Source organism: Jiangella anatolica, assembly GCF_003236295.1.
GTDB lineage: Bacteria > Actinomycetota > Actinomycetes > Jiangellales > Jiangellaceae > Jiangella > Jiangella anatolica.
In genome coordinates this window covers 1-25,051 of sequence record NZ_POTW01000102.1, presented here as the reverse complement: position 1 = coordinate 25,051, position 25,051 = coordinate 1, and the positions used below count along the sequence as shown (strand labels likewise).

Annotated in this window: 19 protein-coding genes and 1 pseudogene; 9 read left to right on the top strand and 11 right to left on the bottom strand. The window is 72.7% G+C overall.

All coding sequences use genetic code 11. The features are described from left to right. Nucleotides 1-79: 79 nt before the first annotated feature. The 6 genes and pseudogenes from C1I92_RS28040 to C1I92_RS28015 all read right to left on the bottom strand — a co-directional run. Nucleotides 80-1,594, bottom strand: a complete 1,515-nt coding sequence (locus tag C1I92_RS28040; RefSeq protein WP_199521667.1) for a glucoamylase family protein — start codon at nucleotides 1,592-1,594, stop codon at nucleotides 80-82. Between the two features lie 31 nt (nucleotides 1,595-1,625). Beyond that, a complete protein-coding gene (locus C1I92_RS28035; RefSeq protein WP_111257927.1) occupies nucleotides 1,626-5,939 on the bottom strand; it encodes a ThuA domain-containing protein in 4,314 nt (1,437 codons plus the stop codon). Nucleotides 5,940-6,258: 319 nt separating this feature from the next. Then, nucleotides 6,259-7,398, bottom strand: a complete 1,140-nt coding sequence (dusB, locus tag C1I92_RS28030) for a tRNA dihydrouridine synthase DusB (RefSeq protein WP_111257931.1) — start codon at nucleotides 7,396-7,398, stop codon at nucleotides 6,259-6,261. Between the two features lie 16 nt (nucleotides 7,399-7,414). Continuing rightward, complete coding sequence (locus C1I92_RS28025) at nucleotides 7,415-8,794, bottom strand: glycine--tRNA ligase (RefSeq protein WP_111257930.1); 1,380 nt, start codon at nucleotides 8,792-8,794, stop codon at nucleotides 7,415-7,417. Between the two features lie 34 nt (nucleotides 8,795-8,828). Continuing rightward, complete coding sequence (locus C1I92_RS28020) at nucleotides 8,829-10,055, bottom strand: YibE/F family protein (protein ID WP_111257926.1); 1,227 nt, start codon at nucleotides 10,053-10,055, stop codon at nucleotides 8,829-8,831. Nucleotides 10,056-10,159: 104 nt separating this feature from the next. Further along, nucleotides 10,160-10,432: pseudogene (locus C1I92_RS28015) on the bottom strand (antibiotic biosynthesis monooxygenase family protein); the annotation flags it as partial. Between the two features lie 109 nt (nucleotides 10,433-10,541). Here C1I92_RS28015 and C1I92_RS28010 point away from each other — a divergent pair. The 4 genes from C1I92_RS28010 to C1I92_RS27995 all read left to right on the top strand — a co-directional run bounded on the left by C1I92_RS28010 (nucleotide 10,542) and on the right by C1I92_RS27995 (nucleotide 14,691). After that, nucleotides 10,542-10,952, top strand: a complete 411-nt coding sequence (locus C1I92_RS28010; RefSeq protein ID WP_111257924.1) for a DUF6703 family protein — start codon at nucleotides 10,542-10,544, stop codon at nucleotides 10,950-10,952. A 100-nt stretch (nucleotides 10,953-11,052) separates the two neighbouring features. Next, complete coding sequence (locus tag C1I92_RS28005) at nucleotides 11,053-12,093, top strand: iron ABC transporter substrate-binding protein (RefSeq protein WP_111257923.1); 1,041 nt, start codon at nucleotides 11,053-11,055, stop codon at nucleotides 12,091-12,093. A gap of 10 nt (nucleotides 12,094-12,103) precedes the next feature. Beyond that, nucleotides 12,104-13,648, top strand: coding sequence for an ABC transporter permease (locus C1I92_RS28000; protein ID WP_111257922.1), 1,545 nt, complete (start codon nucleotides 12,104-12,106; stop codon nucleotides 13,646-13,648). Then, nucleotides 13,645-14,691, top strand: coding sequence for an ABC transporter ATP-binding protein (locus C1I92_RS27995; RefSeq protein WP_111257929.1), 1,047 nt, complete (start codon nucleotides 13,645-13,647; stop codon nucleotides 14,689-14,691). Before C1I92_RS28000 ends, C1I92_RS27995 begins: the two co-directional genes overlap by 4 nt. A 269-nt stretch (nucleotides 14,692-14,960) precedes the next feature. On the opposite strand, the gene C1I92_RS27990 is transcribed toward C1I92_RS27995, so the two are convergent. After that, the gene (locus tag C1I92_RS27990) at nucleotides 14,961-17,498 is read right to left on the bottom strand and encodes an AMP-binding protein (RefSeq protein ID WP_111257921.1); all 2,538 of its coding nucleotides are present in this window, start codon (nucleotides 17,496-17,498) and stop codon (nucleotides 14,961-14,963) included. Nucleotides 17,499-17,580: 82 nt separating this feature from the next. After that, complete coding sequence (locus C1I92_RS27985; RefSeq protein WP_111257920.1) at nucleotides 17,581-17,985, bottom strand: Fur family transcriptional regulator; 405 nt, start codon at nucleotides 17,983-17,985, stop codon at nucleotides 17,581-17,583. A 118-nt stretch (nucleotides 17,986-18,103) separates the two neighbouring features. On the opposite strand from C1I92_RS27985, the gene C1I92_RS27980 reads away from it, so the two are divergent. The 5 genes from C1I92_RS27980 (at nucleotide 18,104) to C1I92_RS27960 (ending at nucleotide 23,024) form a co-directional block, all read left to right on the top strand. Then, nucleotides 18,104-19,108, top strand: a complete 1,005-nt coding sequence (locus C1I92_RS27980; protein WP_111257919.1) for a metal ABC transporter substrate-binding protein — start codon at nucleotides 18,104-18,106, stop codon at nucleotides 19,106-19,108. Nucleotides 19,109-19,287: 179 nt separating this feature from the next. Further along, complete coding sequence (locus tag C1I92_RS27975; RefSeq protein WP_111257918.1) at nucleotides 19,288-20,043, top strand: metal ABC transporter ATP-binding protein; 756 nt, start codon at nucleotides 19,288-19,290, stop codon at nucleotides 20,041-20,043. Next, nucleotides 20,040-21,026: a metal ABC transporter permease gene (locus C1I92_RS27970; RefSeq protein ID WP_111257917.1), complete on the top strand. Its 987-nt coding sequence runs from the start codon at nucleotides 20,040-20,042 to the stop codon at nucleotides 21,024-21,026. The genes C1I92_RS27975 and C1I92_RS27970 overlap by 4 nt, the downstream gene beginning before the upstream one ends. Nucleotides 21,027-21,063: 37 nt before the next feature. Beyond that, on the top strand, nucleotides 21,064-22,308 hold the full coding sequence (locus C1I92_RS27965) for an RNA polymerase sigma factor (RefSeq protein WP_111257916.1): 1,245 nt from the start codon (nucleotides 21,064-21,066) through the stop codon (nucleotides 22,306-22,308). A gap of 257 nt (nucleotides 22,309-22,565) precedes the next feature. Then, nucleotides 22,566-23,024 carry a MarR family winged helix-turn-helix transcriptional regulator gene (locus tag C1I92_RS27960; RefSeq protein WP_111257915.1) on the top strand — a complete coding sequence of 153 codons (459 nt, stop codon included), beginning with the start codon at nucleotides 22,566-22,568 and terminating at the stop codon, nucleotides 23,022-23,024. 10 nt (nucleotides 23,025-23,034) lie between these two features. On the opposite strand, the gene C1I92_RS27955 is transcribed toward C1I92_RS27960, so the two are convergent. The 3 genes from C1I92_RS27955 to C1I92_RS27945 are packed head-to-tail and all read right to left on the bottom strand — an operon-like array spanning nucleotide 23,035 to nucleotide 24,859. Beyond that, nucleotides 23,035-23,865, bottom strand: coding sequence for an isoprenyl transferase (locus C1I92_RS27955; RefSeq protein WP_111257914.1), 831 nt, complete (start codon nucleotides 23,863-23,865; stop codon nucleotides 23,035-23,037). Next, on the bottom strand, nucleotides 23,817-24,545 hold the full coding sequence (gene recO / locus C1I92_RS27950) for a DNA repair protein RecO (RefSeq protein ID WP_111257913.1): 729 nt from the start codon (nucleotides 24,543-24,545) through the stop codon (nucleotides 23,817-23,819). Before recO ends, C1I92_RS27955 begins: the two co-directional genes overlap by 49 nt. Then, complete coding sequence (locus tag C1I92_RS27945) at nucleotides 24,542-24,859, bottom strand: hypothetical protein (protein ID WP_111257912.1); 318 nt, start codon at nucleotides 24,857-24,859, stop codon at nucleotides 24,542-24,544. Before C1I92_RS27945 ends, recO begins: the two co-directional genes overlap by 4 nt. Nucleotides 24,860-25,051: the final 192 nt, after the last annotated feature.

Sequence of the window (25,051 nt, the reverse complement as noted above, 5' to 3'; positions counted from 1 at the left end):
GGGGTAGGCGCGGGCGTCCGAGCGAGGAACGAGCGAGGCGGGCGGGGCCGGCATCCCGCCACCGCCCGCACCACCCGCGTCAGCGGTAGTTGGTGAACTCCTCCATCGCGATGACCGGCTTCACCCGGGAGCTGAGCTCCGGCGTGACGAACGCGTCGCGCAGCAGGTCGCCGGCCAGGGCGTTGCCGATCGCGCCCATGATCATGCCCTGGTCCAGCGACAGGAACCACTGGTCGACGGTGCCGGTGTCGACGTTGACGGCGTCGCGGAAGCCCCAGTCGGAGTAGATGGCGAAGTCGCTCTCCAGGTTGCGCAGGTTCTCCATCGTCTCCTCCGGCGCGTACCGCAGCGCCAGGAACGACGCGTGCGGGGTGACGACGCCGTTCGTGTAGTCCTCCGGCTCGGGCAGCGGCTGGGCCGGCTTGTCGCAGCCCTCCCAGCCGTAGTCGACCAGCGTCGCGTCGTTGTTGGACGGGTAGCCGTTCGGGTCCATCCCGATCGCCTCGACGCCGTAGACGTTGTAGCCGCCGTTGGTGTTGTTCGACGGCGAGAAGCCCCAGTAGCCGTACTGCGCCTCCTCCAGGCCGTGCTCGATGTGCGCCTGGACGTAGTTCGGGTGGTTGACCGCCCAGCTGCGCCGCCCCCAGCTCTCCTCGGGCACGAACAGCGACGGCATCAGCGCCTCGAACATGCTGCCGCCCCAGGCCGGGACGATCTCCATGCCGCGGTACTGGTAGGCGCCCTCCCAGACGTTCTGACCCAGGTAGCTGCGGTACTCGCCGACGGACTTCTGCTCGGTCCAGTCCCAGTCGCAGGTGTTCGGGAAGCTGCGGAAGGTGCCGAAGTAGGCCTTGCGCGGGATCTCGCCCTTCGCGATGCCGATGTAGGTGGCGATGCGGCTCTCGCTGACGAGCGTGTCGTAGCAACACGGCGCGGCGCCGGTGCTGGGCGCGTAGTGGAACAGGATCCGGTTGACCTCGGGCCGATAGTAGAAGCCGAAGTCCATGCTGTCGAACAGCTCGCCGGCCGGCTCGGCCAGCTCGGGGACGGCCTCGCGGACGACCTGCAGGCCGGTGGCCAGCCAGCCGTTGTCGACCGACGAGTAGTGCGGGATGACGGTGCTGCCGTCGTCCGGCCAGACGGTGATCACCTCGCCGGTGTGGTGGTCGTACCAGTTGAAGAACTGGCCGCTCCCCTCGTCACGCTCCAGCCCGGCCAGCGTCTCCAGCGTGACGGACAGCCGGTCGACCAGCTCGTCGCGGTCGATGATGTCCAGCTCCTCGGCGACGACGGCGCTCCACATGTAGGCGCCGATGTTCGTCGTCGACGTCTGCACGCTGGTGGTGCCGTCGGCCTTCAGCTTGTCCGCGGGCATCCCGCTGGCCTCGTCGGTCATCGCGACGAACGACGCCCAGGTGTCCTCGGCGTAGCGCAGCAGGGTGGCGCGGTCGGCCCAGGACAGGCCGTCGCCGGGGCGGTCGGCGACGGCCTGCGCCGGCGCCGGCGGCGCGGCCTGGGTCGGCAGTGCCAGGCCGGCCACCAGTATCGTCGCGGCGGCCGTGGCTGCCGCCTTCATCCTCGGTCGTAGCTGCATGAACGGTCCTTTCCGGGGTTGACGGACGGGGTCAGCTGCGGGCGGCCGCGTCGATGACGGCCGCGCGCTCGGTGCGCGTCAGCACGCCGTCGTGCACGAGGTGCTGCGTGACGCTGCGGACGTGCATCAGGAACCGGCCCTCGTTCGGCCACTCCTTCTCGTCCTCGATCAGGTCCTCGACGGTGCAGCCGTCGGCGCGCTCGTAGTTGGTGACGCCGGAGTCGACGTCGCGGACGACGACCGTCGGGCTCTCGTCGGAGTCGGGGCAGGCGTCCGGCGGCTCCGACTCCAGCACGCGGAACCAGTCGAACGCGACGGTGGTGGCCTGCGTCTGCTCCTGGCCGAACGCGTACAGCCCGACGTCGGCCGTGGCCAGCCGGTCGTTCTCGATGACGCCGACCTGCTCGAACGTGACGCCGTCGGCGCTGTAGTACCCGGTGTACGTCGAGCCGGACTTCTCCAGCCGCAGCCACCACGTCGTCACCCCGTCGGGCAGGGTGACCTCGGGGAACGCCGGCTGGAAGATGTCGTCGATCTCGTGCCGCATCTCGATCTTGCGCGCGCACGGCTCGCCGACCGGCGACGTGCCGACGTAGTCGAGCTTGAGGAAGGTCTGGTCGCTGTCGTAGACCAGCAGACCGCCCTGCTGCCAGCGTTCGCACACGTCGCCGGAGACCCGGGTCTCGACCACCCAGTCGCCCGCCGGCATCGTCTGCAGCATGAGGTTCGGCGCGTTGTTGTGCTGGTCGAACAGGTTGGTCGGGGTGGTGTCGATCTTCAGCTGGCCGCCCTCGACGCGGAACCGGTTGAGGTCGGGCCGGACGACGGCGTCCCAGCGGCAGCCGTCCAGCCGGTCGCCGTCGAACTCGTCGTCGGGCGCCGGATCGCTGCCCGGGTCGGCGCACTCGATCGGCGGCGACGCCTCCGGCACGGCCTCGACGCGGACGGAGTCGTGCGCCTCGGAGCCGGCGGCGTCGGTGACGGTGACCGTCGGCCGGTAGACGCCGGAGAGCTCGTACGTGTGCGTGACCGTCGCGCCGGTGGCCGTAGCGCCGTCGCCGAAGTCCCAGGCGTAGGTGAGGTCCTGGCCCTCCGGGTCGGTGGCCTCGGCGCTCAGCGTCACCGTGTACGGCAGCTCGCCGGACGGCGGCGTCGCCTCGACCGACCAGATCTCCGGCCGCGCGTCGACGGAGACGCCCTTGCCGCGGAACTTCAGGTAGTTGAGGTTGAACAGGCCGGTCGAGCCGGGCTCGTGCTCGAACACGAAGAACAGCTCGTGCGTGCCGCCGGGGTCCTCGACCGGGACGGTGACGTCCTTCCACGACTGCCAGCCGCCGGTCGGCTCGATGAACCCGCTGTCGCCGACGAGCGGGCCGTCCGGCGCGCCGGAGCGGATCTCGATCCGGCCGCCGCTGCCGCCGGACGCGAACCGGTAGGTGATCGCGTCGATGCCGGCGAGGTTCATCGGGTCGAAGGAGATGTAGTCGCCGTCGTCGATGAAGCCGATGTTCTGCCGGCCGCCGCGCGGGTCGCTGGTGGCCTCCAGCTGGACGCCGCTCATCGTCTGGAAGTGCTCGGCCTCCTTCAGCTTGGGCTGCAGGACGTGCAAGTCGCGGCCGGTCAGCGCGCCGACGCCGGCGCCGCCGCCGTCGGTGTAGCGGGCCTCGAGCACCCAGAACAGGTCCTCGCCGGCCGGGTGCCCGGCGTCGGTGGTGGTGGCGACGGTGCCCTCGCAGCCGGGCAGCACCTCGACGGGGTGCGCGTGGCCGGCGTGCCCGAACAGCACCTGCAGCTCGACGCCGTCGCAGCCGATGGTGCCGGCGCCAGTGGAGCCGTCCTCGGCGTCGGTGACGTCGATGCCATAGGCGATGTCGTCGCCGAAGTCGAAGAAGCCGCCCTCAACCGGTGGGTCCAGCGTGACCTCCGGCGCCGTGTTGCCGGCGGTGATCTGGACGGTCTGGCTGCGGGTCGCGCCGTCGTCGGCCGTCACCGTCAGCCGGGCGGAGTACTGGCCGGCGACGGTGTAGGTGTGCTGCGGGTTCGGGTCGGTGGACTCGGCGCCGTCGCCGAACGCCCAGTGGTAGGTGACCGGCAGGCCGCCCGGGTGGCCGGAGCCTTCGCTGCTGAACTGGACGGTCAGCGGCAGCGCGCCGGACGTCGGGTCGGCGGTGGCCTGTGCGACCGGCCGCGTGCCGACGCCGCTGTACTCGATGCGGTACACGCCGGAGTCGGCGTTGTTGCCGCCGAACCCCGTCCCCCACTCGATGACGTACAGCGCGCCGTCCGGGCCGAACGTCATGTCTATCGGACGCAGGAAGTCCATCGTGCTGAGCAGCGGGTTGATGTCGTGGGTGGGGTCATCGCCGGCGGGCCGGAACTCCCAGACGTCGTTGTCGAACGGGCGCACGTAGCCGTCCTCGGTGTTCGTCCACTCGTAGAACAGCGCGGCGCCGTCGTAGTAGGCCGGCCACTTGACGTCGGAGTCCAGCGCCTCGTCGTAGCGGTAGACCGGGCCGGCCATCGCGCCGCCGCCGGTGCCCATCTCCGGCGCGTTGGTGCCGGACTCGGAGCGGCCGTAGTAGACGTCCGGCGCCTGGACCGGCGGGAGCTGCGTCAGGCCGGTGTTGTTCGGCGAGTCGTTGACGGGGTTCGCGCAGTCGAACGCCGGGCCCGCCGTCTGCGTGGCGAAGTCCCAGTCGCGGAACGGGCCGGCGCCGTGGCAGTACGGCCAGCCGTAGTTGCCGGCGGCGGTGATGCGGTTCCACTCGACCTGGCCCTCGGTGCCGCGGTCCGGGTCGGCCTGCGGCGCGTCGGGCCCGTAGTCGCCGACCAGCAGCGCGCCGGTCACGCCGTCGACCTCGATGCGGAACGGGTTGCGGAAGCCCATGGCGTAGATCTCCGGGCGCGTCTGCGCGGTGCCGGGCGGGAACAGGTTGCCGGCCGGGACGGTGAACGTGCCGTCCGGCTCGGGGTGGATGCGCAGCACCTTGCCGCGCAGGTCGTTGGTGTTCGACGAGCTGCGCTGGGCGTCGTACGAGGCCCGGCCGGGCCGCTCGTCGATCGGCGCGTAGCCCTCGGACTCGAACGGGTTCGTGTCGTCGCCGGTGGCGAGGTAGAGGTTGCCGGCGGCGTCGAAGCCGAGCGATCCGCCCGCGTGGCCGGACACCGCGCGGTCGACCGGGACCTCCAGCAGCTGCACCTCGCTGGCCAGGTCGAGCGTCGTGCCGGTCAGCGTGAACCGCGACAGCCGCTGCTCCGCCTCCGTCCCGTCCGGCGAGTAGTAGAGGTAGAGGTGGCCGTTGGTGACGAAGTCAGGGTCCAGGGCGATGCCCAGCAGGCCGTCCTCGCGCTGCGTGTACACGTCGAGCGTGCCGACGACGGTGGTCTGGCTGCTCTGCGGGTCGATCATGCGGACCTCGCCCGCGCGTTCGATGTAGAACACCCGCCCGTCCGCGGCGACGTCGAGCTCCATCGGGTTCGCCGTGCCGGTGTCGAGCGGGACCTTGTCGAAGCTGTCCCACACCGTCCCGCCGCAGTCGGCCGCCGTCACGCCGGCCGCGGTCTCGATGCCCCCGAGCAGGTGCTGCAGGAACGCGGGCTCGGAGTAGCTCTCGGTCGTGTGGCCGCCGGCGGTGTACCAGGAGCGGCCGCCGTCGTAGGTCTGGCACCAGGCGATCGGGTGGTCCAGGCCCATCGGGTTCGCCTCGGGGTCGTAGGTGCCCTCGTCCAGGCTGGCCAGCACGTGCACGTCGCCGCGCGGGTTGGTGCGGAAGGAGTACCACTCGTCGAAGCGCTGCCAGTCGTCCGGCAGGTGCGCGGTGGACGGGTGGCTGTGGTCGGCGACGGTGATGGTGGCGTCCTGGTTGCGCGGGTGGCCCTGGAAGTAGGCGCCGACCAGCTCGCCGTACCACGGCCAGTCGTACTCGGTGTCCGACGCGGCGTGGACGCCGGCATAGCCGCCGCCGGCCCGGATGTAGCGCTCGAACGCCGCCTGCTGCTCGTCGTTCAGGACGTCGCCGGTCGTGGACAGCCAGACGACCGCGTCGTACTGGGCCAGGTTCTCGTCGGTGAACGCTGTGGCGTCCTCGGTGGCGGTGACGCTGAACTCGTGCTCGGTGGCCAGCTGCTGGATCGCGGCGATGCCCGCCGGGATGGAGTCGTGCCGGAAGGCGGCGGTCTTGGAGAAGACGAGGATCGAGTAGCCGCCGTGCCCCGGATGGGCGGCGGCCGGCGGTGCTTGCGTCGCGCCGACGACCGTCAGCAGGCCGGCGAGCAGCCCGAGGACGGCGGCGAGGACGGCCGGGAGTCTGCGGCGCCGTGGCCGGCGCGGTCCGGGCTGAGCCATGAGCGGTTCCTCTCCATCGAGTCCCCCAGCACCACTGCCCCCGTGACGTGCCCGGCCGAGCGGCGAATTCGTCTGCCCGCCCGCCGAATGTAACCGGTATCAGTAACCGGTTACGAGGAGAGATTTCCGCACCAAATGTCCGGTGTCAAGAGGTCCACCCGCCTGCGGACCTGCGGCGCTCGCGGCTTGGCACGCCCCCGCGTCGCGCTCGGCTCGCTGAACGTGACCAACCGCGCCCGAATTGCCGCGATTGTGGAGCGCTCCGGCGTGCCAAGCCCGCCGGGCAGCGAACCGGGGCAGCAACGACGGGGCCGGGAAGTCAGCCGCCAGAGATGTCGAGCTCGGCGTCGGCGAGGTCGTCGCTGAGGCCGTCGGTGTTATCCAGCCAGCCGGCCGGCAGCGCGACCTTGCGCGGGCTCCCCTGCCGCCCGCGCGGCGTCCCCAGCTCGGCCACCGGATACGGCTGCGACGGGTCCAGCTCACCCAGCAGCACGTCCAGCTCGGCCAGCGACGAGACCATCCCCAACGACGCCCGCACGGACGACCCGGCGATGAAGCCCTTGAGGTACCAGGCCATGTGCTTGCGCATGTCGCGCAGGCCACGATCCTCACCCATGAGGTCGGCGAGCAGCTCGGCGTGCCGGCGCATCATCGCGGCGACCTCGCCCAGCGTCGGCAGCGCCGGCGCCGGCGCACCCGACAGCAGAGCCGCCAGGTCGCGGAACAGCCACGGCCGGCCGAGGCACCCACGGCCGATGACGACGCCGTCAGCGCCGGTGGTCTCGAGCATGCGGACGGCGTCGGCGGCCTCCCAGATGTCGCCGTTGCCGAGCACCGGGATGCCGACGTGCTGCTTGAGCTCGGCGATCGACGTCCAGTCCGCCGTGCCCGAGTAGTGCTGGACGGCGGTGCGGCCGTGCAGCGCGATCGCGGCGGCGCCCGCGTCCTCGGCGATGCGGCCGGCGTCGAGGAACGTGAGGTGGTCGTCGTCGATGCCCTTGCGGGTCTTCATCGTGACCGGGATCCCGTACGGGGCAGCGGCGGCGACGGCCGAGCGCAGGATCGCCTCCAGCAGCCCCCGCTTGTACGGCAGCGCCGCCCCGCCGCCCTTGCGCGTCACCTTGGGCACCGGGCAGCCGAAGTTGAGGTCGACGTGCGCGACGCCGAAGTCGCCGGCCAGGACCTTCACGGCCTCACCGACGTAGTAGGGGTCGACGCCGTAGAGCTGGACCGAGCGGACGTCCTCGTTGTCGGCGAAGACCAGCATGTTCAGCGTCTTCTCGTCGCGCTCGACGACGCCGCGGGAGGTGATCATCTCGCAGACGTAGAGGCCGGCGCCCTGCTCGGCGCAGAGCCGGCGGAACGCGGCGTTCGTCACGCCGGCCATCGGGGCGAGCACGACCGGCGGGTCGATCCGCAGCGACCCCAGCCGCAGCGGCGCGACGGACGGGAGCGTCAACACGTCGGTAGCCGCGTCAGCATGTCGGCAGTCGTTCCCCGAGGTAGGCCTCGACCCGGTCGATGCCGATGCGCTCCTGGTGCATCGTGTCGCGGTCGCGGACGGTGACCGCGTCGTCGTCGAGGGTGGCGAAGTCGACGGTGACGCAGAACGGCGTGCCGATCTCGTCCTGACGGCGGTAGCGGCGCCCGATCGCGCCGGCGTCGTCGAACTCGACGTTCCACCGCGCCCGCAGCCGGGTGGCGAGGTCGCGCGCCTTCGGCGACAGGTCGGCGTTGCGCGACAGCGGCAGCACGGCCACCTTCACCGGCGCCAGCCGCGGGTCGAAGCGCAGCACGTGCCGGGTGTCGACGCCGCCCTTGGCGTTGGGCGCCTCGTCGACGTCATAGGCGTCGAGCAGGAACGCGAGCACCGAGCGGGTCAGGCCGGCGGCCGGCTCGATGACGTACGGCGTCCAGCGCTCGCCCTTCTCCTGGTCGAAGAAGCTGAGGTCCTGGCCGGAGTGCTTGGCGTGCGTCGTCAGGTCGAAGTCGGTGCGGTTCGCCACGCCCTCCAGCTCGGCGAACTCCGTCGCGCCGAAGCCGAAGCGGTACTCGATGTCGACCGTCCGCTTCGAGTAGTGCGACAGCTTCTCCTTCGGGTGCTCGTACAGCCGCAAGTTCTCCTCGGCCAGCCCGAGCCCGAGGTACCAGTTCCACCGCTCCTGCAGCCAGTACTCGTGCCACTTCTCGTCCGTGCCGGGCGCGACGAAGAACTCCATCTCCATCTGCTCGAACTCGCGGGTGCGGAAGATGAAGTTGCCCGGCGTGATCTCGTTCCGGAACGACTTGCCGACCTGCGCGATGCCGAACGGCGGCTTCTTGCGCGACGAGTTCATCACGTTGACGACGTTGGCGAAGATGCCCTGCGCGGTCTCGGGCCGCAGGTAGTGCAGGCCCTCGTCGGACTCGACCGGCCCGAGGTAGGTCTTGAGCAGGCCGTTGAACATCCGCGGCTCGGTCCAGGAGTCCTTCGCGCCGCAGGTCGGGCACGGCACCTCGGCCAGCCCGCCGGTGACCGGCAAGCCGGTGCGGGCGGCGTGCTCCTCCTCCAGCTGGTCGGCGCGGTAGCGGCGGTGGCACGACTGGCACTCGACCAGCGGGTCGACGAACTCCTCGACGTGACCGGACGCGACCCACACCTCACGCGGCAGGATCACCGCGGAGTCCAGGCCGACGACGTCGTCGCGCTGCTGCACCATCGAGCGCCACCACTGCCGGCGGACGTTCTCCTTCAGCTCCACACCCAGCGGCCCGTAGTCCCAGGCCGAGCGCGTACCGCCGTAGATCTCACCCGTCGGGAAGACGAAACCACGGCGCTTGGCGAGGGAGACGATGGCGTCGACGGGCGCAGGCACGGTGGTCACTCCAATCGGGGTATCGGCGTCCGGGTCAAGCTTCGAGGGTAGACGACGCGGGCTTGCGACGCCGTCCAGCCGGGCGGGCCGACCGGCCCCGGACCGCGAGAACCGCCAGCGCCGTCGTCACCGGCACCGCCGCGACGATGCCCAGCCCGCCGACCAGCGCCCGGACGATCTCCTGCGCGACCGCCTCCGTCGTGATGACGTCGGTCACCCCCTGCCCGGTGACGCTGAACAGCATCAGCAGCGGCAGCGCGGCGCCGACGTAGGCCAGGACCAGCGTGTTCACCGTCGCGGCGACGTGCTCGCGGCCGATCCGCAGCCCGGCGCCGAGCAGTGAGCGCCGCGACGACGACGGGTCGGCCGCGGCCAGCTCCCACACGGCGGCGCTCTGCGTGACGGTGACGTCGTCGAGCACGCCCAGCGCGCCGATGACCAGGCCGGCCAGCAGCAGCCCGCGCAGGTCGATCTCGGTGTTGACGGTGCCCAGGTACGACGCCGCCTCGCCGGACAGCCCGGTGAAGTGCGCCAGCGCCGTGAACAGCGACCCCAGCAGCCCCGTCAGCACCAGGCTCACCAGCGTCCCGATCAGCGCGACCGATGTGCGGATCGAGACGCCGTGGGCGAGATACAACGTCACGATCATGATCAGCGACGCGCCGACCACGGCCACCGGCAGCGGCGGCTCACCCGTCAGCAGCGCCGGCAGCACGAACACGAGCAGCACGAGCAGGGAGACCGCCAGCCCGCCGAGCGCGGCCAGCCCCTTCCAGCCCGACAGCACGACGACGGCGACGGCGAACAGCCCGGCCAGCCAGATCAGCGGCACGTCGCGCTGGAAGTCGAGTACCTCGTACCGCGTCTCCAGCGGCGCGTCGGGCAGCGCGCTGAGCACGACCTCGTCGCCCTCGTGGAACTCCGGCGCGCCGACGCCGAACGGCAGCGGCACGACCACCTCGACGCCCTCGTCCGGGCCGGCCTCGACGCGGACCAGCGCCTGCAGGCACTCGGCGGCGGTGTCCTCGCCCTCCGGCGTCGGCGGGGTCTCGACGACGTCGTCGCACGGGGTGATCTCCAGGATCGTCCCGTCGGTGCGCACACCGGCCTGGACGCTGGGCGTCTCGCCGGACGGCCACAGCACGATCAGCCCGGCGATCGTGGCCAGGACCAGCGGGATCAGCACCGCCAGCACCAGCCGGCGGACGTGCGGCCCGGCCGGCGGCGCTGGTTCGGTGCTGTGGAGGTGGAGTCCGGTCATGACCGGTCGAAATCCGTCGGGACGACGGGCGCGGCGGCCTGACCGAGCCCGATCTCGTCGGCGTCGGCGGCCCGCACGCTCGCACCGCTGCTGTCCACCGTCGCGACGATCTCGAACGCCGTCGGCTCGTCGATGGCCAGGCTGAGCAGCGGGACCGCCTCCAGCTTGGACTCGTAGGACGACAGCGCCCGCCGGTACGAGCCGACGTTCTCCCACTCGCTGCTGACCACCCACAGCTCCGGGTCGTCGGCGGCCCGGCCGACGTGCCCGCCCCGCCAGCCGGGCTTCGCGGCGAGCACCTCGAGCGCTCGCCGGGCGCGGTCGCGGAACGACACCGCGTCCGCTGGCGGGACCCGGTACCGGGTGACGACGAGCATCGTGATCCTTTCGAGGCGGAAGCCGGCTCGACTCTGTCGGAGCCATAGAGCAGTATGTCGACCAACCACCGTACGATGCCGGTGATCAGCCCCCGCCGAAGGATCTCCCGTGCCGCAGAACCGCCAGCCTCGCCGCAACCCGAATCGCCGGCCCGCCGCGCCGGGCGCCGGGTCGCGGGCGCCGCGGTCCGGCGGCAGCCGCCGCCCGGTTCCGGCCGGCCCGCCGCCGAAGTCCGGCCTGCGCGGGCGCATCGAGGCGGTGAGCTACCCGCTGCTGGTCAAGCTCACCGCGGCACCGAAGTGGCTGCTCGGCGTGGTGACGGCGGCGGTGCTGCTCGGCGGCCTGCTGGCGCCGGCGCCGATCGGACCAGCGCTGCTCGGCCTGGTGGTGCTGTTCCTCCTCTGGCTGCTGGTGCTGGCCTGGCCGCGGCTGTCCGCCGGCCAGCGGCTGAGCCGGGGGTTCATCGTCGTGGCGCTCGGCGGGCTGGTCGTCGCCCGGGCCGGCGGCTGGCTGGCCTGACCCCGTCGTTCTCCGTGCAATCCGATCGGGCTGGGCACCCGTAGCTTAGGTTAGGCTATTCTCGCCTCCGCCCCGCCGGATCGCACCCATCGAGGACACCATGACCCGCCGCCGCTCCCGCGCCGTTTTAGCCGCCGGCCTCGCCGCCTCCGTGCTCGGCCTCACCGCCTGCTCCGACGACGCCGAGACCGACCCGGTCGCCGCGGCCTCCGACGACACGCTCGTCGTCTACAACGCGCAGCACGAGCAGCTCACCGAGGAGTGGGCCGAGGCGTTCACCGAGGAGACCGGCATCGAGGTCGTCCTGCGCAACGGCAACGACTCCGAGCTGGGCAACCAGCTGGTCCAGGAGGGCGACGACTCGCGGGCGGACGTGTTCCTCACCGAGAACTCGCCGGCGATCTCCCTGGTCGAGAACGCCGGCCTGCTGGCGCCGGTCGACCAGGCGACGCTGGACCAGGTGCCGGAGCAGTACCGGCCGGCGTCGGGGCTGTGGACCGGCATCGCGGCCCGGTCCACCGTGTTCGTCTACAACCCGGACGAGCTGACCGAGGCCGAACTGCCGGCGTCGATCATGGACCTGGCCGACCCGTCGTGGCAGGGCCGCTGGGGCGGGGCACCGGGCGGCGCGGACTTCCAGGCGATCGTCTCGGCGATCCTCGACCTGGAGGGCCCCGACGCGACCAGCGCCTGGCTGGACGGCATGAAGGACAACGCGACCGTCTACCAGAACAACATCGCGACGATGAAGGCGGTCAACGCCGGCGAGGTGCCCGGCGGGATCATCTACCACTACTACTGGTTCCGCGACCAGGACGGCACGAAGGAGAACAGCGGCAACACCGAGCTGCACTTCTTCGGCAACCAGGACCCGGGCGCGTTCGTCAGCGTCTCCGGCGGCGGCGTGCTCGCCTCGAGCGAGAACCAGGACGCGGCGCAGCAGTTCCTCGCGTTCCTCACCGGCACGACCGGGCAGGAGATCCTCGGCACCGGCTACAGCATGGAGTACCCGGTGGCCAGCGGCGTCGCGGCGAACCCGGCGCTGCCGGCGCTGGACTCGCTGCAGGCGCCGGCCGTCGACCCGTCGAACCTCAACAGCGTCGAGGTCACCGATCTGATGACGGACGCGGGGCTGCTCTAGGAGTCACCTCGTGACCGTCACCTCCGTCCGGACACCGCGGTCCTCGCCTCCGTCCATCGCGCTGATCGTCGTCGCGGCGGTGCTGGCGGCCGTCCTGCTGGTGCCGCTCGGCTACGTCGTCTCGGTCGTCGCCGACGTCGGCTGGGGCACGCTGGAGCCGCTGATCTTCCGGCCGCGGGTCGGCGAGCTGCTGGTCAACACGGTGCTGCTGGTCGTGCTGGGCGTTCCCCTGACGGTGCTGCTCGGCGTCGGCGGCGCCTGGCTGGTGGAGCGGACGACGCTGCCCGGGCGGCGGTTCTGGGCGATCGTGCTGGTGGCGCCGCTGGCCATCCCGGCGTTCGTGAGCAGCTACGGCTGGGCCAGCGCGGTCCCGTCGATCCACGGGCTCAGCGGCGGCCTGCTGGTCGCGGTGCTCGCGTACTACCCGCTGGTGTACCTGCCGGCGCTGGCGACGCTGCGCGGGCTGGACCCGGCGCTGGAGGAGTCCGCGCGCTCGCTCGGGCTGGGCTCATGGGCGGTGTTCGCGCGGGTCGTGCTGCCGCAGCTGCGGCTGGCGATCCTCGGCGGCGGGCTGATCGTCGCGCTGCACCTGCTGGCGGAGTACGGCGCGTTCGCGTTCATCCGCTTCGACACGTTCACCACGGCGATCGTCGTGCAGTACCAGTCCACGTTCGCCGGACCGGCGGCCGGCGCGCTGGGCGTCGTGCTGTCGGTCCTCTGCCTGACGCTGCTGGTCGGCGAGGCGGCGGCGCGCGGGCGGGCCCGGTACGCGCGGGTCGGGTCGGGTGCGGTCCGCGCGGCCGTGCCGGTGCGGCTGGGGACTCTGACGGCGCCGGCGCTGCTGGCGCTGACCGCGCTGGGTGCCGCCGCCGTCGGCGTCCCGCTGGCCAGCGTCGTGCGGTGGCTGGCGCACGGCTCAAGCTGGTCGCAGCCCGAACTGCCGTCGGCGCTGACGCAGACCGTGCTGCTGGCCGGCGGCGGCGCGATCGCGGCCATGCTGGTGGCGTTGCCGCTGGCCTGGTTGACGGCGCGGCATCCCGGCCCGCTGGCCCGGCTGCTCGAGGGCTCGTCGTACGTGGCGGCCAGCCTGCCTGCGATCATCGTCGCGCTCGCGCTGGTGACGGTGACGCTGCGGGTGCTGCCGGGGCTGTACCAGACGGCGTTCACCGTCGTCCTCGCCTACGTGATGATCTTCCTGCCGCGGGCGCTGGTGCCGCTGCGGGCCGGGATCGCGCAGGCGCCGGTCGCGCTGGAGGAGATGGCCCGCTCGCTCGGGTATCCGCCGCTGCTGGCGCGGCTGCGGGTCACGGTGCCACTGCTGGTCCCGTCGCTGGCGGCGGGCGCCGCGCTGGCCGGGCTCGGTGCGGCGAACGAGCTGACGGCGACGCTGCTGCTCGCGCCGACCGGCACCCGGACGCTGGCGACGCAGTTCTGGTCGCAGGCGTCGGCGATCGACTACCCGGCCGCCGCGCCCTACGCCGTCGCGCTGATCCTGCTGTCGGTGCCGGCGGTGGCGTTGATGTACGCCCAGTCACGGAGGTGGGGGGCCCGATGACCACGTTGTCGCTGACCGGCGTCGGCAAATCGTTCGGCCGCGTCGAGGTGCTGCGGGACGTGTCGCTGACGGTGCCCGCCGGCACCCGTACCGCTGTCGTCGGCGCATCCGGCAGCGGCAAGAGCACGCTGCTACGACTGATCGCCGGCTTCGAGCGCGCCGACGCCGGCACGATCGCCCTCGGCCCGGCGACGCTGGCGGACGCCGGGCGGTTCGTTCCCGCCCACCGCCGCGGCATCGGCTACGTCGCCCAGGACGGCGCACTGTTCCCGCACCTCACCGTCGAGCAGAACGTCCGGTTCGGGCTGCCGCGCCGGCTGCGGTCGTCGGCGCGGGTCCGGGAGGTGATGGAGCTGGCCTCGCTCGACGCCGCGCTGGCCGGACGGTACCCGCACCAGCTCTCCGGCGGGCAGCAGCAGCGGGTCGCGCTGGCCCGGGCGCTCGCCCCGCAGCCGTCGGTCGTCCTGCTGGACGAGCCGTTCAGCGCGCTCGACACCGGCCTGCGCGAGCAGACCCGGCAGGCCGTCATCGACGCGCTGGAGGCGAGCGGCGTCACGACCGTGCTCGTCACGCACGACCACGACGAGGCGCTCTCGTTCGGAGGGCAGATCGCCGTCATCGCCGCCGGCCGGCTGGTGCAGTCCGGCTCGCCGGCGGCCGTGTTCGACAACCCGGCCAGCACCGAGATCGCCGCGTTCCTCGGCGCCGCGATCGTGCTGCCCGCTTCCCCTTCGTCCGGCGGCGCCGACTGCGCGCTCGGCCGGGTCGAGGTGCGGCACGACCGCACCGGCGGCGCCGCGGGCGCCCGGCTGTTGATCCGCCCGGCGCAGCTCGCGCTGAGCGCGGCCAACGGCACCCACAACGCCGTCGTCGAGGACGTCCGCCCACGCGGGTCGCACGCCGAGCTGCTGCTGCGCACCGCCGGCGCGGCGCCCGTGCTGATCCCGCTGCGGGTGCCCGCGCACGAGGGCTCGGCCTACCGGGCCGGGATGCCGGTCTCCGTCACCGTCACCGGCGGCGGGGTGCTCTACCCCGCCGACTGATCGCCGCCCGCACCGGGGATGATCGGACGGTACCCGGCCCCGGGTGGCCGCAGCGACGCTGGGACCGGGCGCTCGGCGCGGCCGCCAGCGACACGATGTGGAACCTGCTCGCCGTCGCCCCTGCGGGCGCCGTGCTGGAGTCGTGCTGGTCCTCGGACACGCGCGACTTCGTCACCCGCGGCCTCGACCGGGCCGGCCGGCCCAGGGCCGTGGAGATGTGGTGTGAGGTACCACTCGAGACGGCCCGGCAGCGGGTCGAGACGCGGCCGTCATCTCCTGGATCGGTCGCGGCCGGCCTGGCGCATGACGCCGGCCAGCGCCGTCGCGCGTGACGCGAGCCACCAGAGCAGCGCGCCCGCTCCAAGTGAGGCGGCGACGGCGAGGGCGGGGTGGACGTCGACGAGGCGGGGGTAGACCTGCCAGTGCGTGAGGTAGATGTACAGCGACGCGCTGGCCAGCACGCTCACCGCACGCTGCAGCGGCGCCGGGCAGGGCACCGTTGCGCACCACAGCAGCAGCGCGATCCCGGCGACGATCGCCAGCTCGCGCGCGGAGTTGCCGAAGAAGCCGGGCACCGTCAGCGCGAGCACCGCCGTCAGCGCCAGCCGCTGCCACCACCGCGACGCCCGCGCGGCCGCCCAGCCGAACGCGAACAGCCAGAACACCGGCATCGTGTGCGGAACGCCGCGGTCGAGCACCTCGTACCGGCCGAGCAACCCGAAGCCGAGCAGCGCGACGGGAAGGGCGAACGGGAAGCGCCGCTCCAGCCGATCGACCGGCGGAAGAGCCAGCAGCGCGGCCAGTACGACCAGGATGTAGACCAGCACCTCGACGAACCAGAAGTGCCAGTCCGACGTCCAGGTGGGCGAGCCGAACAGGCCGTTGAGCAGCACCACGTTGAGCGGCCCGTACTGGTCGGTCAGCGCGACGACGGCGCCGATCCAGGCCACGCTGGGCACGACCACGCGGGCGAGGCTGACGGCCTGCTGGCGCAGCCGGGTCAGCCGGTCGGCGCCGGTGAGCCGGAACCGGGCGAAGTTGAACCCGGCCGCCGCCACCAGCACGTGCGCGCCGCCCTGCAGCGTGAACAGGCCGGCGTGCGTCGCGACGACGCAGACGATGGCCAGTGCCCGCAGCGCCGCGGTGGTCTCGACCCGCCTCGCCCACCACCGCACCCGCACCGCGTCGGCCGAACCGGCCGCCAGCGCGCGGATCGGCGTCACGTGCCAGTTCGCCGGGACGGCCCCCAGCGCCTCCTCCAGCCGGATCGACAGCTCGACGTAGGACAGCGAGTCGCCGCCGAGGCCGACGAACGTGCTGTCCAGCGTCGCGTCGGGGCGGCCGAGCAGCTCGGCGTAGAGCGCGCGCAGCCGCTCCGGCAGCGGCCCCGGCTCGTCCGCGGGCGCGGCGGGGGCCGGCGTCGCGGCCCGCACCAGCGCCGCCAGCGCCGGCTGGTCGACCTTGCCGTTGGCCAGGCGCGGCAGCTCGGACACGACGGCGACGGTGACCGCGTGCGCCGGCAGCCGGTACCGCTCGACGATCTCCCGGCGGACCGCGTCCGGGTCGGTGGAGACGGCGACCAGCAGCTCGCCGTCGGCGCCGGTGCAGCGCACCGTCCGCCCCGGACCGGACAGCTCGGCCTCGACGTGGTCCAGGTCGATCCGCAGGCCGGCGATCTTCACGAACCGGCTGCGCCGGCCGACGATCTCGATCAGGCCGTCCGGGGTGCGGCGGGCCAGGTCGCCGGTGCGCAACGCGGTCACCGTCCGGCCCAGCGCCAGGTCCGCCGGTGACGTCGCGTACCCGAGCATGACGTTCGGCCCCTCGTAGACCACCTCGCCGACGCCGGGCGCGGTCGCCTCGGGCACCGGGGCGAGCGAGAACGAGCCGCCCGGGATCGCCACACCCACCGTCGACGGGTGCTCGGCCGCCAGCGCCGGCGGCAGGTACGCCATCCGCGCGGTCGCTTCCGTCTGCCCGTACATGACGACGAAGTCCCACCCGCCCCGCCGCCCCAGCTCGGCGTAGCGCACAACCTGCGCCGGGGACAGCCGCCCGCCGGCCTGCGTCACCGAGCGCAGCCGCGGCAGCCGCATCCCGGCGAAGCCGACCCGGTCGAGCAGGTCGAACGTGTGCGGCACACCGGCCAGCGTCGTGCCGCCCTCGGCCTTGAACAGGTCCCAGAAACACGCGTCGGCGACGGAGTGATCGGTCAGCACGACGGCGGCGCCGCGCAGCAGGTGCGTGTTCACGACCGACAGCCCGTACACGTAGTGCAGCGGCAGCGTCGTGACGGCCCGGTCGGTGTCCTGGATGCCGAGGGACTCGACGATCGACTCCGCGTTGGCCTGCAGGTTCTCGTGCGACAACCGGGCCAGCTTCGGCGAGCCGGTGGACCCGGACGTCGGCATCAGCAGCGCCAGCTCCGGGTGCAGATCGTGCGCGGACTCCGGGCGGCGGACGTCCAGCTCGCCGCCGGAGAGCACCGCGTCGGGGTCGTAGGCGGCCGCGACGGCGCCGGCCTGCGCGGGCGGGACCAGCAGCGCGACGTGACCGGCGGCCAGCGCGGCGAGGTACGTGACCAGCTGTGCGGCGTCGTTGGCGCCGCTGACGAGCACCAGCTTCCGTCCGCCGCCGAGCCGGACCGCCGTCGCCGCGACCCGCTGGGCCAGCTCGCGGTAGGTCCAGCGCTCGGTCCCGGCGACGACGGCGAGCCGGTCGCCGTGCCGCGCGAGGTCACGCGCGAACGGGACGGCGGTGCGGGTCGCTGCCGCGGGAACTCGCGGCGGCGGGGAGACCACCGTCATGACCGCTCCCCCAGCGAGGTCCGATAAGGCGAGGCTTACCTTAAGGGCTGGGAGGCGGTTATTTCAATACGCGGCGGCCCGGTCAGGCCGCGCAGCGCGGGCAGGTGCCGAAGATCTCCAGCGTGTGCGACACGTCGGCGTACCCGTGCTGGTCGGCGACGGACTTGGCCCACCGCTCCACCGTCGGCCCGGCGATCTCGACCGTGGCGCCGCAGGACCGGCAGACCAGGTGATGGTGGTGTTCCTCGCGGGCGCAGCGGCGGTACACGGCCTCGCCGGCGTCGGAGCGCAGCACGTCGACCCGGCCGTCGTCGGCGAGGGTCTGCAGGGTGCGGTACACAGTGGCCAGCCCGACGCCGGCGCCGCGGGCACGCAGCAGGGCGTGCAACTCCTGGGCGCTGATGAAGTCGGCGGTCTCGTCGAGGACCTCGTCGACCGCGGCGCGCTGCCGCGTCCGGCGGTGTTCCCTGGCCGGCTGTACCGTCACCTGATCGCCCGCTCCCTGTCGATTCTCATTACCAACGAGAGTCTAGCTCCGATCGCCGGCCGGAGACGAACCTCAGAGGTTTTGACAATGGTTGTCAGTCTTGATGAGAATGTGTCCCATGAAGAACCGTCGTGCGGCCATGGCCGTGCTGAGCTCTGTCACCCTGGCCGGTCTGGCCCTCGCCGCCTGCGGCTCCGACGACGCCGCCGACGCGAGCGGCGACGGCGGCGTCACCGTCGCGGCGTCGTTCTACCCGCTGGCGTTCGTCACCGAACGTGTGGCCGGTGAGCACGCGACCGTCGAGAACCTCACCCAGGCCGGCGGCGAGCCGCACGACCTCGAGCTGACCGCCCGCCAGGTGGGCGAGATCTCCGACGCCGATCTGGTCGTCTACCTCGCCGGGTTCCAGCCGTCCGTCGACGAGGCGGTCGAGCAGAACGCCGAGGAGCGCGCCATCGACGTCGCGGGTCTGGTCGAGCTGCTCGACAACCCCGAGGACGAGCACGGCGACGAGCACGCCGAGGACGAACACGCGGAGGACGAGCACGCCGAGGACGAGCACGCCGAGGAGGAGGGCCACGAGGGGCACGACCACGGCGATCTCGCCGGCGACCCGCACATCTGGCTCGACCCGACGAACCTCGAGCCGATCGCCGACGCCGTCGCGGACCGGCTGGCCGAGACCGACCCGGACAACGCCGACGACTACCGGGCCAACGCCGACGCGCTGAAGACCGAGCTTGAGACGCTGGACCAGGAGCTCGAGACCGGCCTCGCGCAGTGCACGCAGCGGGTGTTCGTCGTCGCGCACGAGGCGTTCGGCTACCTGGCGCACCGCTACGACCTGGAGCAGGTCGGCATCTCCGGCATCGACCCGGAGGCCGAGCCGTCGCCGGAGCGACTGGCCGAGGTGCACGACGTCGTGCGGGCGGAGGGCGTCACCACGATCTTCTACGAGCGGCTGGTCAGCCCGGACGTCGCGGAGACGCTCGCGGACGACCTCGGCGTCGAGGCGGCCGTCCTGGACCCGATCGAGGGCCTCACCGACGACACGGCCGACCAGGACTACTTCACCCTCATGCGGGCCAACCTGGAGGCGCTGCGGACCGCCAACGATTGCTAGGGGGTGGCTGGCGGATCTTCGGCGGCGCGGATCGACGCCCAGACGCCGACCAGCTGCGTTGCCGTCGTCGCCCGATGACACCGCATCGATCTCCTCCGGCGCCTTGCTGGACCGACGCCTGGACGCCGCCCGCATCCACCAATATCCGCCAGACACCCCCTAGTGAGTACGGTGACCCCATGAGAGCAGCCGTCGTCGACGTCCGCGGGCTGCGGGTCGAGCTCGACGATCGCCCGGTGCTGCACGGTGTCGACCTCAAGGTCGTCGAGGGCGAGGTCGTCACCCTGCTGGGCGCGAACGGATCGGGCAAGTCGACGCTGGTCCGCGCGGCGGTCGGGCTGGTGCCGGCCGCTGCCGGCGAGGTGCGGCTGTTCGACACCCCGCTGAAGGCGTTCCGCGACTGGTGGCGGGTCGGCTACGTGCCGCAGCGGACCACCGCGGCGGCCGGGGTCCCGGCGACGGTGCGCGAGGTGGTCGCCGCCGGCCGGCTGGCCCGCCGCACGCCGTTCCGGCCGGCCCGCAAGGCGGACCGCGTCGCCGTCGAGCAGGCGATCGAGCTGGTCGGGCTCTCCGACCAGGCGAACCGCAGCGTCGCGACGCTGTCGGGCGGGCAGCAGCAACGGGTGCTGATCGCCCGCGCGGCCGCGTCGGAACCGGACCTGCTGGTGCTCGACGAGCCCAACGCCGGTGTCGACAAGCGCAGCCAGGAGGCGTTCGCCCGCGCGCTGCGCACGTTCGTCGCGTCCGGCCGGACGGTGCTGCTGGTGCTGCACGAGATGGGTCCGCTGGCGCCGCTGGTCGACCGCGGCGTCGTCCTCGACGGCGGCCGCATCGTCCACGACGGCCCGCTGCCGACGCCGTCGATGACGCTGACCGGCCCGCCGGACCACCACGACGACCATCGCGAGGACTACGGGGCGGGCCTGTTCGGATGAGCTTCCTCGACTACGACTTCATGCAGCGGGCGCTGATCGCGGCCGTCCTGACCGGCTTGGCCGCGCCCGCCGTCGGCACGTACCTGGTGCAGCGGCGGCTGGCGCTGATGGGCGACGGGCTCGGGCACGTCGCGCTGACCGGTGTCGCCATCGGCCTGCTGACCGGCTGGGCGCCGGTGTGGACGTCGGTGGCGGTGGCCGTGCTCGGCGCGCTGGCCATCGACGTCGTGCGGGCGAGGGGCCGGGCCTCGGCCGACGTCGCGTTGGCGATGCTGTTCTACGGCGGCATCGCCGGCGGCGTGCTGATCACCGGCCTCGCCGGCAGCAGCGCGGCGACGCTGAACACGTACCTGTTCGGCTCCATCACGACGGTGTCGGCGGACGACCTGTGGGTGGTCGCCGTCCTCGCCGTCGTGGTGATCGCGCTGGCCGTCGGGCTGGCGCCGCAGCTGTTCGCCGTCTGCCAGGACGAGGAGTTCGCCCGGGTCAGCGGGCTGCCGGTGCGGCTGTACAGCATGCTGATCGCCGTCATGGCCGCGGTCACCGTCACCGTCGCGATGCGGACGGTCGGGCTGCTGCTGGTCAGCGCGCTCATGGTGGTGCCGGTGGCGACGTCGCAGCAGCTGACCCGCAGCTTCCGGACGACGTTCGCGCTGGCCATGGTGCTCGGTGTGGTGCCGTCGCTGGGCGGCGTCGTGTTCTCCTACTACGTCGACGTCGCGCCGGGCGCGAGCATCGTCGTCGCGTCGCTGATCGGGTTCGTGATCGCCTGGCCGGTCGGCTCGCTCCTGCGGCGGCGCAACGCGCGCTCGCTCAACGGCGAGGACCCACGCGTCACCGGGGCGCACGTGCCGACCGAGCAGCACCCCCATCAGCACGACCCGGCCTGCGGCCACCCCGCCGTCGAGCACGGGGACCACACCGACTACCTGCACGACGGCCACCTCCACGCCGCGCACGGGCGACATTACGACGAACATTGACCCGACCCTGTCGGTGTCATGCCTCACAATGGGGCGAATGGACGGGGGAATCGAGGACCTGCTGCGGCAGCAGGCGCCGCAGGTGCTGGGTGCGTTGGTGCGCCGCTACGGTCACTTCGACGCCGCCGAGGACGCCGTCCAGGACGCGCTGCTGGCCGCGGCCGTCCAGTGGCCCGACGACGGCGTGCCCGACAACCCCCGCGCCTGGCTCATCACCGTCGCGTCGCGCCGGCTCACCGACCAGCTGCGCAGCGAGTCCGCGCGGCGCCGGCGGGAGGAGACGGCCGCCGCGCTGACGCCGTCGGACCTGCTGTTCGCCGCGCCGCCGGCCGACGAGCAGGCGCCGGAGGGCGACGACACCCTCACGCTGCTGTTCATGTGCTGCCACCCGGCGCTGTCGGCGCCCTCGCAGGTGGCGCTGACGCTACGCGCCGTCGGCGGTCTGACGACGGCGCAGATCGCACACGCGTTCATGGTGCCCGAGTCGACCATGGGGCAGCGGATCAGCCGGGCCAAGCAGAGCATCAAGACCGCCGGCGCCCGGTTCGACCTGCCGCCCGAGGAGGACCGCGCCGACCGGCTGCGCGCCGTCCTGCACGTGCTCTACCTGATCTTCAACGAGGGCTACACGGCCACGTCCGGCGCCGACCTGCAGCGCGTCGAGCTCGCCGCCGAGGCGATCCGGCTGACCCGGCAGGTGCACCGGCTGCTCCCCGACGACGGCGAGGTCACCGGCCTGCTGGCGCTGATGCTGCTCACCGACGCGCGCCGGCCGGCCCGCAGCCGGCCCGACGGCAGCCTGGTGCCGCTGGCCGAGCAGGACCGCAGCCGCTGGTCGGCGAAGGCCATCGAGGAGGGCGTCGCGCTGGTCACCGGCGCGCTGCAGCACGGCGAGCTGGGGCCGTACCAGGTGCAGGCGGCCATCGCGGCGGTGCACGACGAGGCGCCTGCCGCCGAGGACACCGACTGGCCGCAGATCCTGGCGCTCTACACCGTGCTGGAGCGGATCGCGCCGAACCCGATGGTGACGCTCAACCACGCCGTCGCGGTCGCGATGGTCGACGGGCCGCGGGCGGGGCTCGCGATGCTCGAGACGCTGGCCGGCGACAGCCGGCTGGCCGAGCACCACCGGCTGGAGGCGGTGCGGGGCCATCTGCTCGAGATGGCCGGCGACGAGGACGCTGCGCGGGCCGCCTACCGGCTGGCCGCGCAGCGCACGACGAGCCTGCCCGAACAGCGCTACCTGGAGGACAAGGCGGCCAAGCTGGCCGCGCCGGAATGATCAGTTCGTCGTGATCGAGAAAAGAGGCCAGCCATTTCTTCGGGTTGTTTCGCGCCAGCACCGTTCGGAGGATTTTTCGTCGATAACCTCGACAACCTGATACGGCGCGGGCCGCGCCCATCTAGTCTGGTCAGAGGGGCGCTGGCGGGTTCGATCGTGGCGAGCGAATCATTCTCCGAGGCACCCGCTAACTTGCCTGTTATTTTACCTGTACCTGCACAGGCGCAGGTCGCTTGTCGGTGCTCGGAGGAGCTGTCATGAACGCGTCGGAGGGGCCCGCGGAGCGGCACCCCATCGGGTATTGGCTGAAGCTGGTCGATCGGCTGATCGATCAGGGCTTCGACGCCGTCCTGGGCAGCGCCGCCGTCACCCCGCGGCACTGGCAGATCCTCAACCTGCTCGAGTCCGGCCCGGCCACCTACGCGCAGATCGACGACGAGGCGGCGCTGTACCTCGCGCCGCACATGCCCACCGTCCGCCCGGTCGTCGACGACCTCTGCAACCGCGGCTGGGCGACGCCCGTCGGGCCGGACCGCGTCACGCTGACCGAGACCGGCGTGAAGGCGCTCAGCGACATCCAGTCCCGGGTCGCCGCCGACCGGCAGCGGGTCACCGAGGGCATCACCGAGGACGAGTACCGCGCGGCCGTCGAGGTGCTGGCGCGGATGGCGACGAACCTTGGCTGGCGCGAAGAGCGCGACATGGGCCCGGTCTGACGGCTCAGGCTCAGACGGCGGGCGCCGCCGGGTCGGCGCCACCGTAGCGGCGGTCGCGGTGCGCGTAGATCTCGATCGCCTCCCACAGCCGGCGCCGGTCGAAGTCCGGCCACAGCGTGTCGAGGAACACCATCTCGGCGTACGCCGACTGCCAGAGCATGAAGTTCGACGTGCGCTGCTCCCCCGACGGCCGGACGAACAGGTCGACGTCGGGCAGGTCGGGGTTGTAGAGGTAGCGGCCGAGGGTCCGCTCGTTCACCTTGTCCGGCTTGACGCGGCCCGCGGCGACGTCGGCGGCCAGCGCGGCCGCGGCGTCACCGAGCTCGGCCCGGCCGCCGTAGTTGACGCAGAACTGCAGCGTGATGACGTCGTTGCCGCGGGTCCGCTGCTCGGCGTCCTGCAGCTCGTCGATGACGCTCTTCCACAGCCGCGGCCGGCGTCCGGCCCAGCGGATCCGCACGCCGATCGCGTCGAGCTCGTCGCGGCGGCGGCGGATGACGGTGCGGTTGAAGCCCATGAGGAAGCGCACCTCCTCGGGCGAGCGGCGCCAGTTCTCCGTCGAGAACGCGTACACCGACAGGCAGCGCACCCCGATCTCGATCGCGCCGTGGATGACGTCGAGCAGGACCGCCTCGCCGGCCTCGTGGCCCTTGGTGCGCGGCAGCCCGCGGGCGCCGGCCCAGCGTCCGTTGCCGTCCATGACGAGGGCGACGTGGGCCGGCACCAGGTCCGGCGGGACGGGCGGCGGGACGGCTCCGGACGGGTGCGGTGTGGGCGGGAGGTAGCTGCGCTTCACCGCTCCACCAGGCCGAGCGAGCGCAGCCCGCGCTCCAGGTGCCATTGCAGGAACGCCGCGGTGATGCCGCTGGCCTCGCGCCGGGCCCGCGGCTGGCTGGAGTCGGCGACCGGCCAGTCGCCGCTGAGCAGCGCCGCCAGCAGCGCGATCGTGTCGGCGGACGGCGCGACGGTGCCGGACGGGCGGCACGACCCGCAGACCATGCCGCCGGCCTGGACGGAGAACAGCCGGTGCGGCCCGCGCGCGTCGCAGCGGGCGCAGTCGGCGAAGCTGGGCGCGAACCCGGCGACCGACAGCCCGCGCAGCAGGAACGCGTCGAGCACCAGGCCGGGGTCGTGCTCGGCGCCGGCCAGCGTCCGCAACGCGCCGACAAGCAGCAGATACTGCTGGACGGCCGGCTCGCGCTCCTCGGCGGTGAGCCGTTCGGCGGTCTCCAGCATGGCGGTGCCCGCGGTGTAGCGCCCGTAGTCGTCGGTGATGCTCATGCCGTACGGCGCGATGGTCTCGGCCTGCGTGACGATGTCGAGGGTGCGCCCGGTGGCGAACTGGCAGTCGACGTGCATGAACGGCTCCAGCCGCGCGCCGAACCGGCTGGTGGTGCGCCGCACCCCCTTGCCGACTGCCCGGATGCGGCCGTTGTTCCTGGTGAGCAGCGTGACGATGCGGTCGGCCTCGCCCAGTTTCTGGGTGCGCAGCACGACCCCTTCGTCACGGTAGAGGCTCACCTGTCCAGGGTAGCCGTCCCATGGTCGCTCTCCTGGACTCGACGCACGGGTTCGCGCGGCTTCCACAGCAGCGCCGACACGACCATCCAGCCGGTGCCCAGCACGAGGCCGGCGCCCAGCAGGAACACGCCGATCGCTCGGCCCGCCTCCGAACCCTCGTCGATGACCAAGCCGTCGATCTCCCTGGTCTGGTTGACGAGCAGCACGATCAAGGCGGTCAGCAGCACTGCGGACGCCAGAACGCCGAGCGCCCACTGGTACGGGTTGAGCGGCACCGGCGTGCGTGCCGGCGTCGGTGTCGCCATGATCACCACCGGTTCGGTCGGGGACGGCCACGACGATGATGGCGGATGGGCCGGACACAACGCTAGGCGGCCGCGACCACCTGGGCGACCGCGGCGGCCGCCACCGACGCCAGCTCCGGGGCCGCACCGGCGCGAACCCGGACCCGCAGCGCGGCCGGCGCCAGCGGCGGCAGGCCGGCCAGCGGCACCAGTCCCTCCGGC

Bases quoted from the DNA above. Each gene is read 5' to 3' on its own strand.
- C1I92_RS28040 (WP_199521667.1), bottom strand. From the start codon at position 1,594: ATGCAGCTACGACCGAGGATGAAGGCGGCAGCCACGGCCGCCGCGACG.
- C1I92_RS28035 (WP_111257927.1), bottom strand. From the start codon at position 5,939: ATGGCTCAGCCCGGACCGCGCCGGCCACGGCGCCGCAGACTCCCGGCC.
- C1I92_RS28020 (WP_111257926.1), bottom strand. From the start codon at position 10,055: ATGACCGGACTCCACCTCCACAGCACCGAACCAGCGCCGCCGGCCGGG.
- C1I92_RS28005 (WP_111257923.1), top strand. From the start codon at position 11,053: ATGACCCGCCGCCGCTCCCGCGCCGTTTTAGCCGCCGGCCTCGCCGCC.
- C1I92_RS27995 (WP_111257929.1), top strand. From the start codon at position 13,645: ATGACCACGTTGTCGCTGACCGGCGTCGGCAAATCGTTCGGCCGCGTC.
- C1I92_RS27990 (WP_111257921.1), bottom strand. From the start codon at position 17,498: ATGACGGTGGTCTCCCCGCCGCCGCGAGTTCCCGCGGCAGCGACCCGC.
- C1I92_RS27980 (WP_111257919.1), top strand. From the start codon at position 18,104: ATGAAGAACCGTCGTGCGGCCATGGCCGTGCTGAGCTCTGTCACCCTG.
- C1I92_RS27975 (WP_111257918.1), top strand. From the start codon at position 19,288: ATGAGAGCAGCCGTCGTCGACGTCCGCGGGCTGCGGGTCGAGCTCGAC.
- C1I92_RS27970 (WP_111257917.1), top strand. From the start codon at position 20,040: ATGAGCTTCCTCGACTACGACTTCATGCAGCGGGCGCTGATCGCGGCC.
- C1I92_RS27965 (WP_111257916.1), top strand. From the start codon at position 21,064: ATGGACGGGGGAATCGAGGACCTGCTGCGGCAGCAGGCGCCGCAGGTG.
- C1I92_RS27960 (WP_111257915.1), top strand. From the start codon at position 22,566: ATGAACGCGTCGGAGGGGCCCGCGGAGCGGCACCCCATCGGGTATTGG.
- C1I92_RS27955 (WP_111257914.1), bottom strand. From the start codon at position 23,865: ATGGCACCTGGAGCGCGGGCTGCGCTCGCTCGGCCTGGTGGAGCGGTG.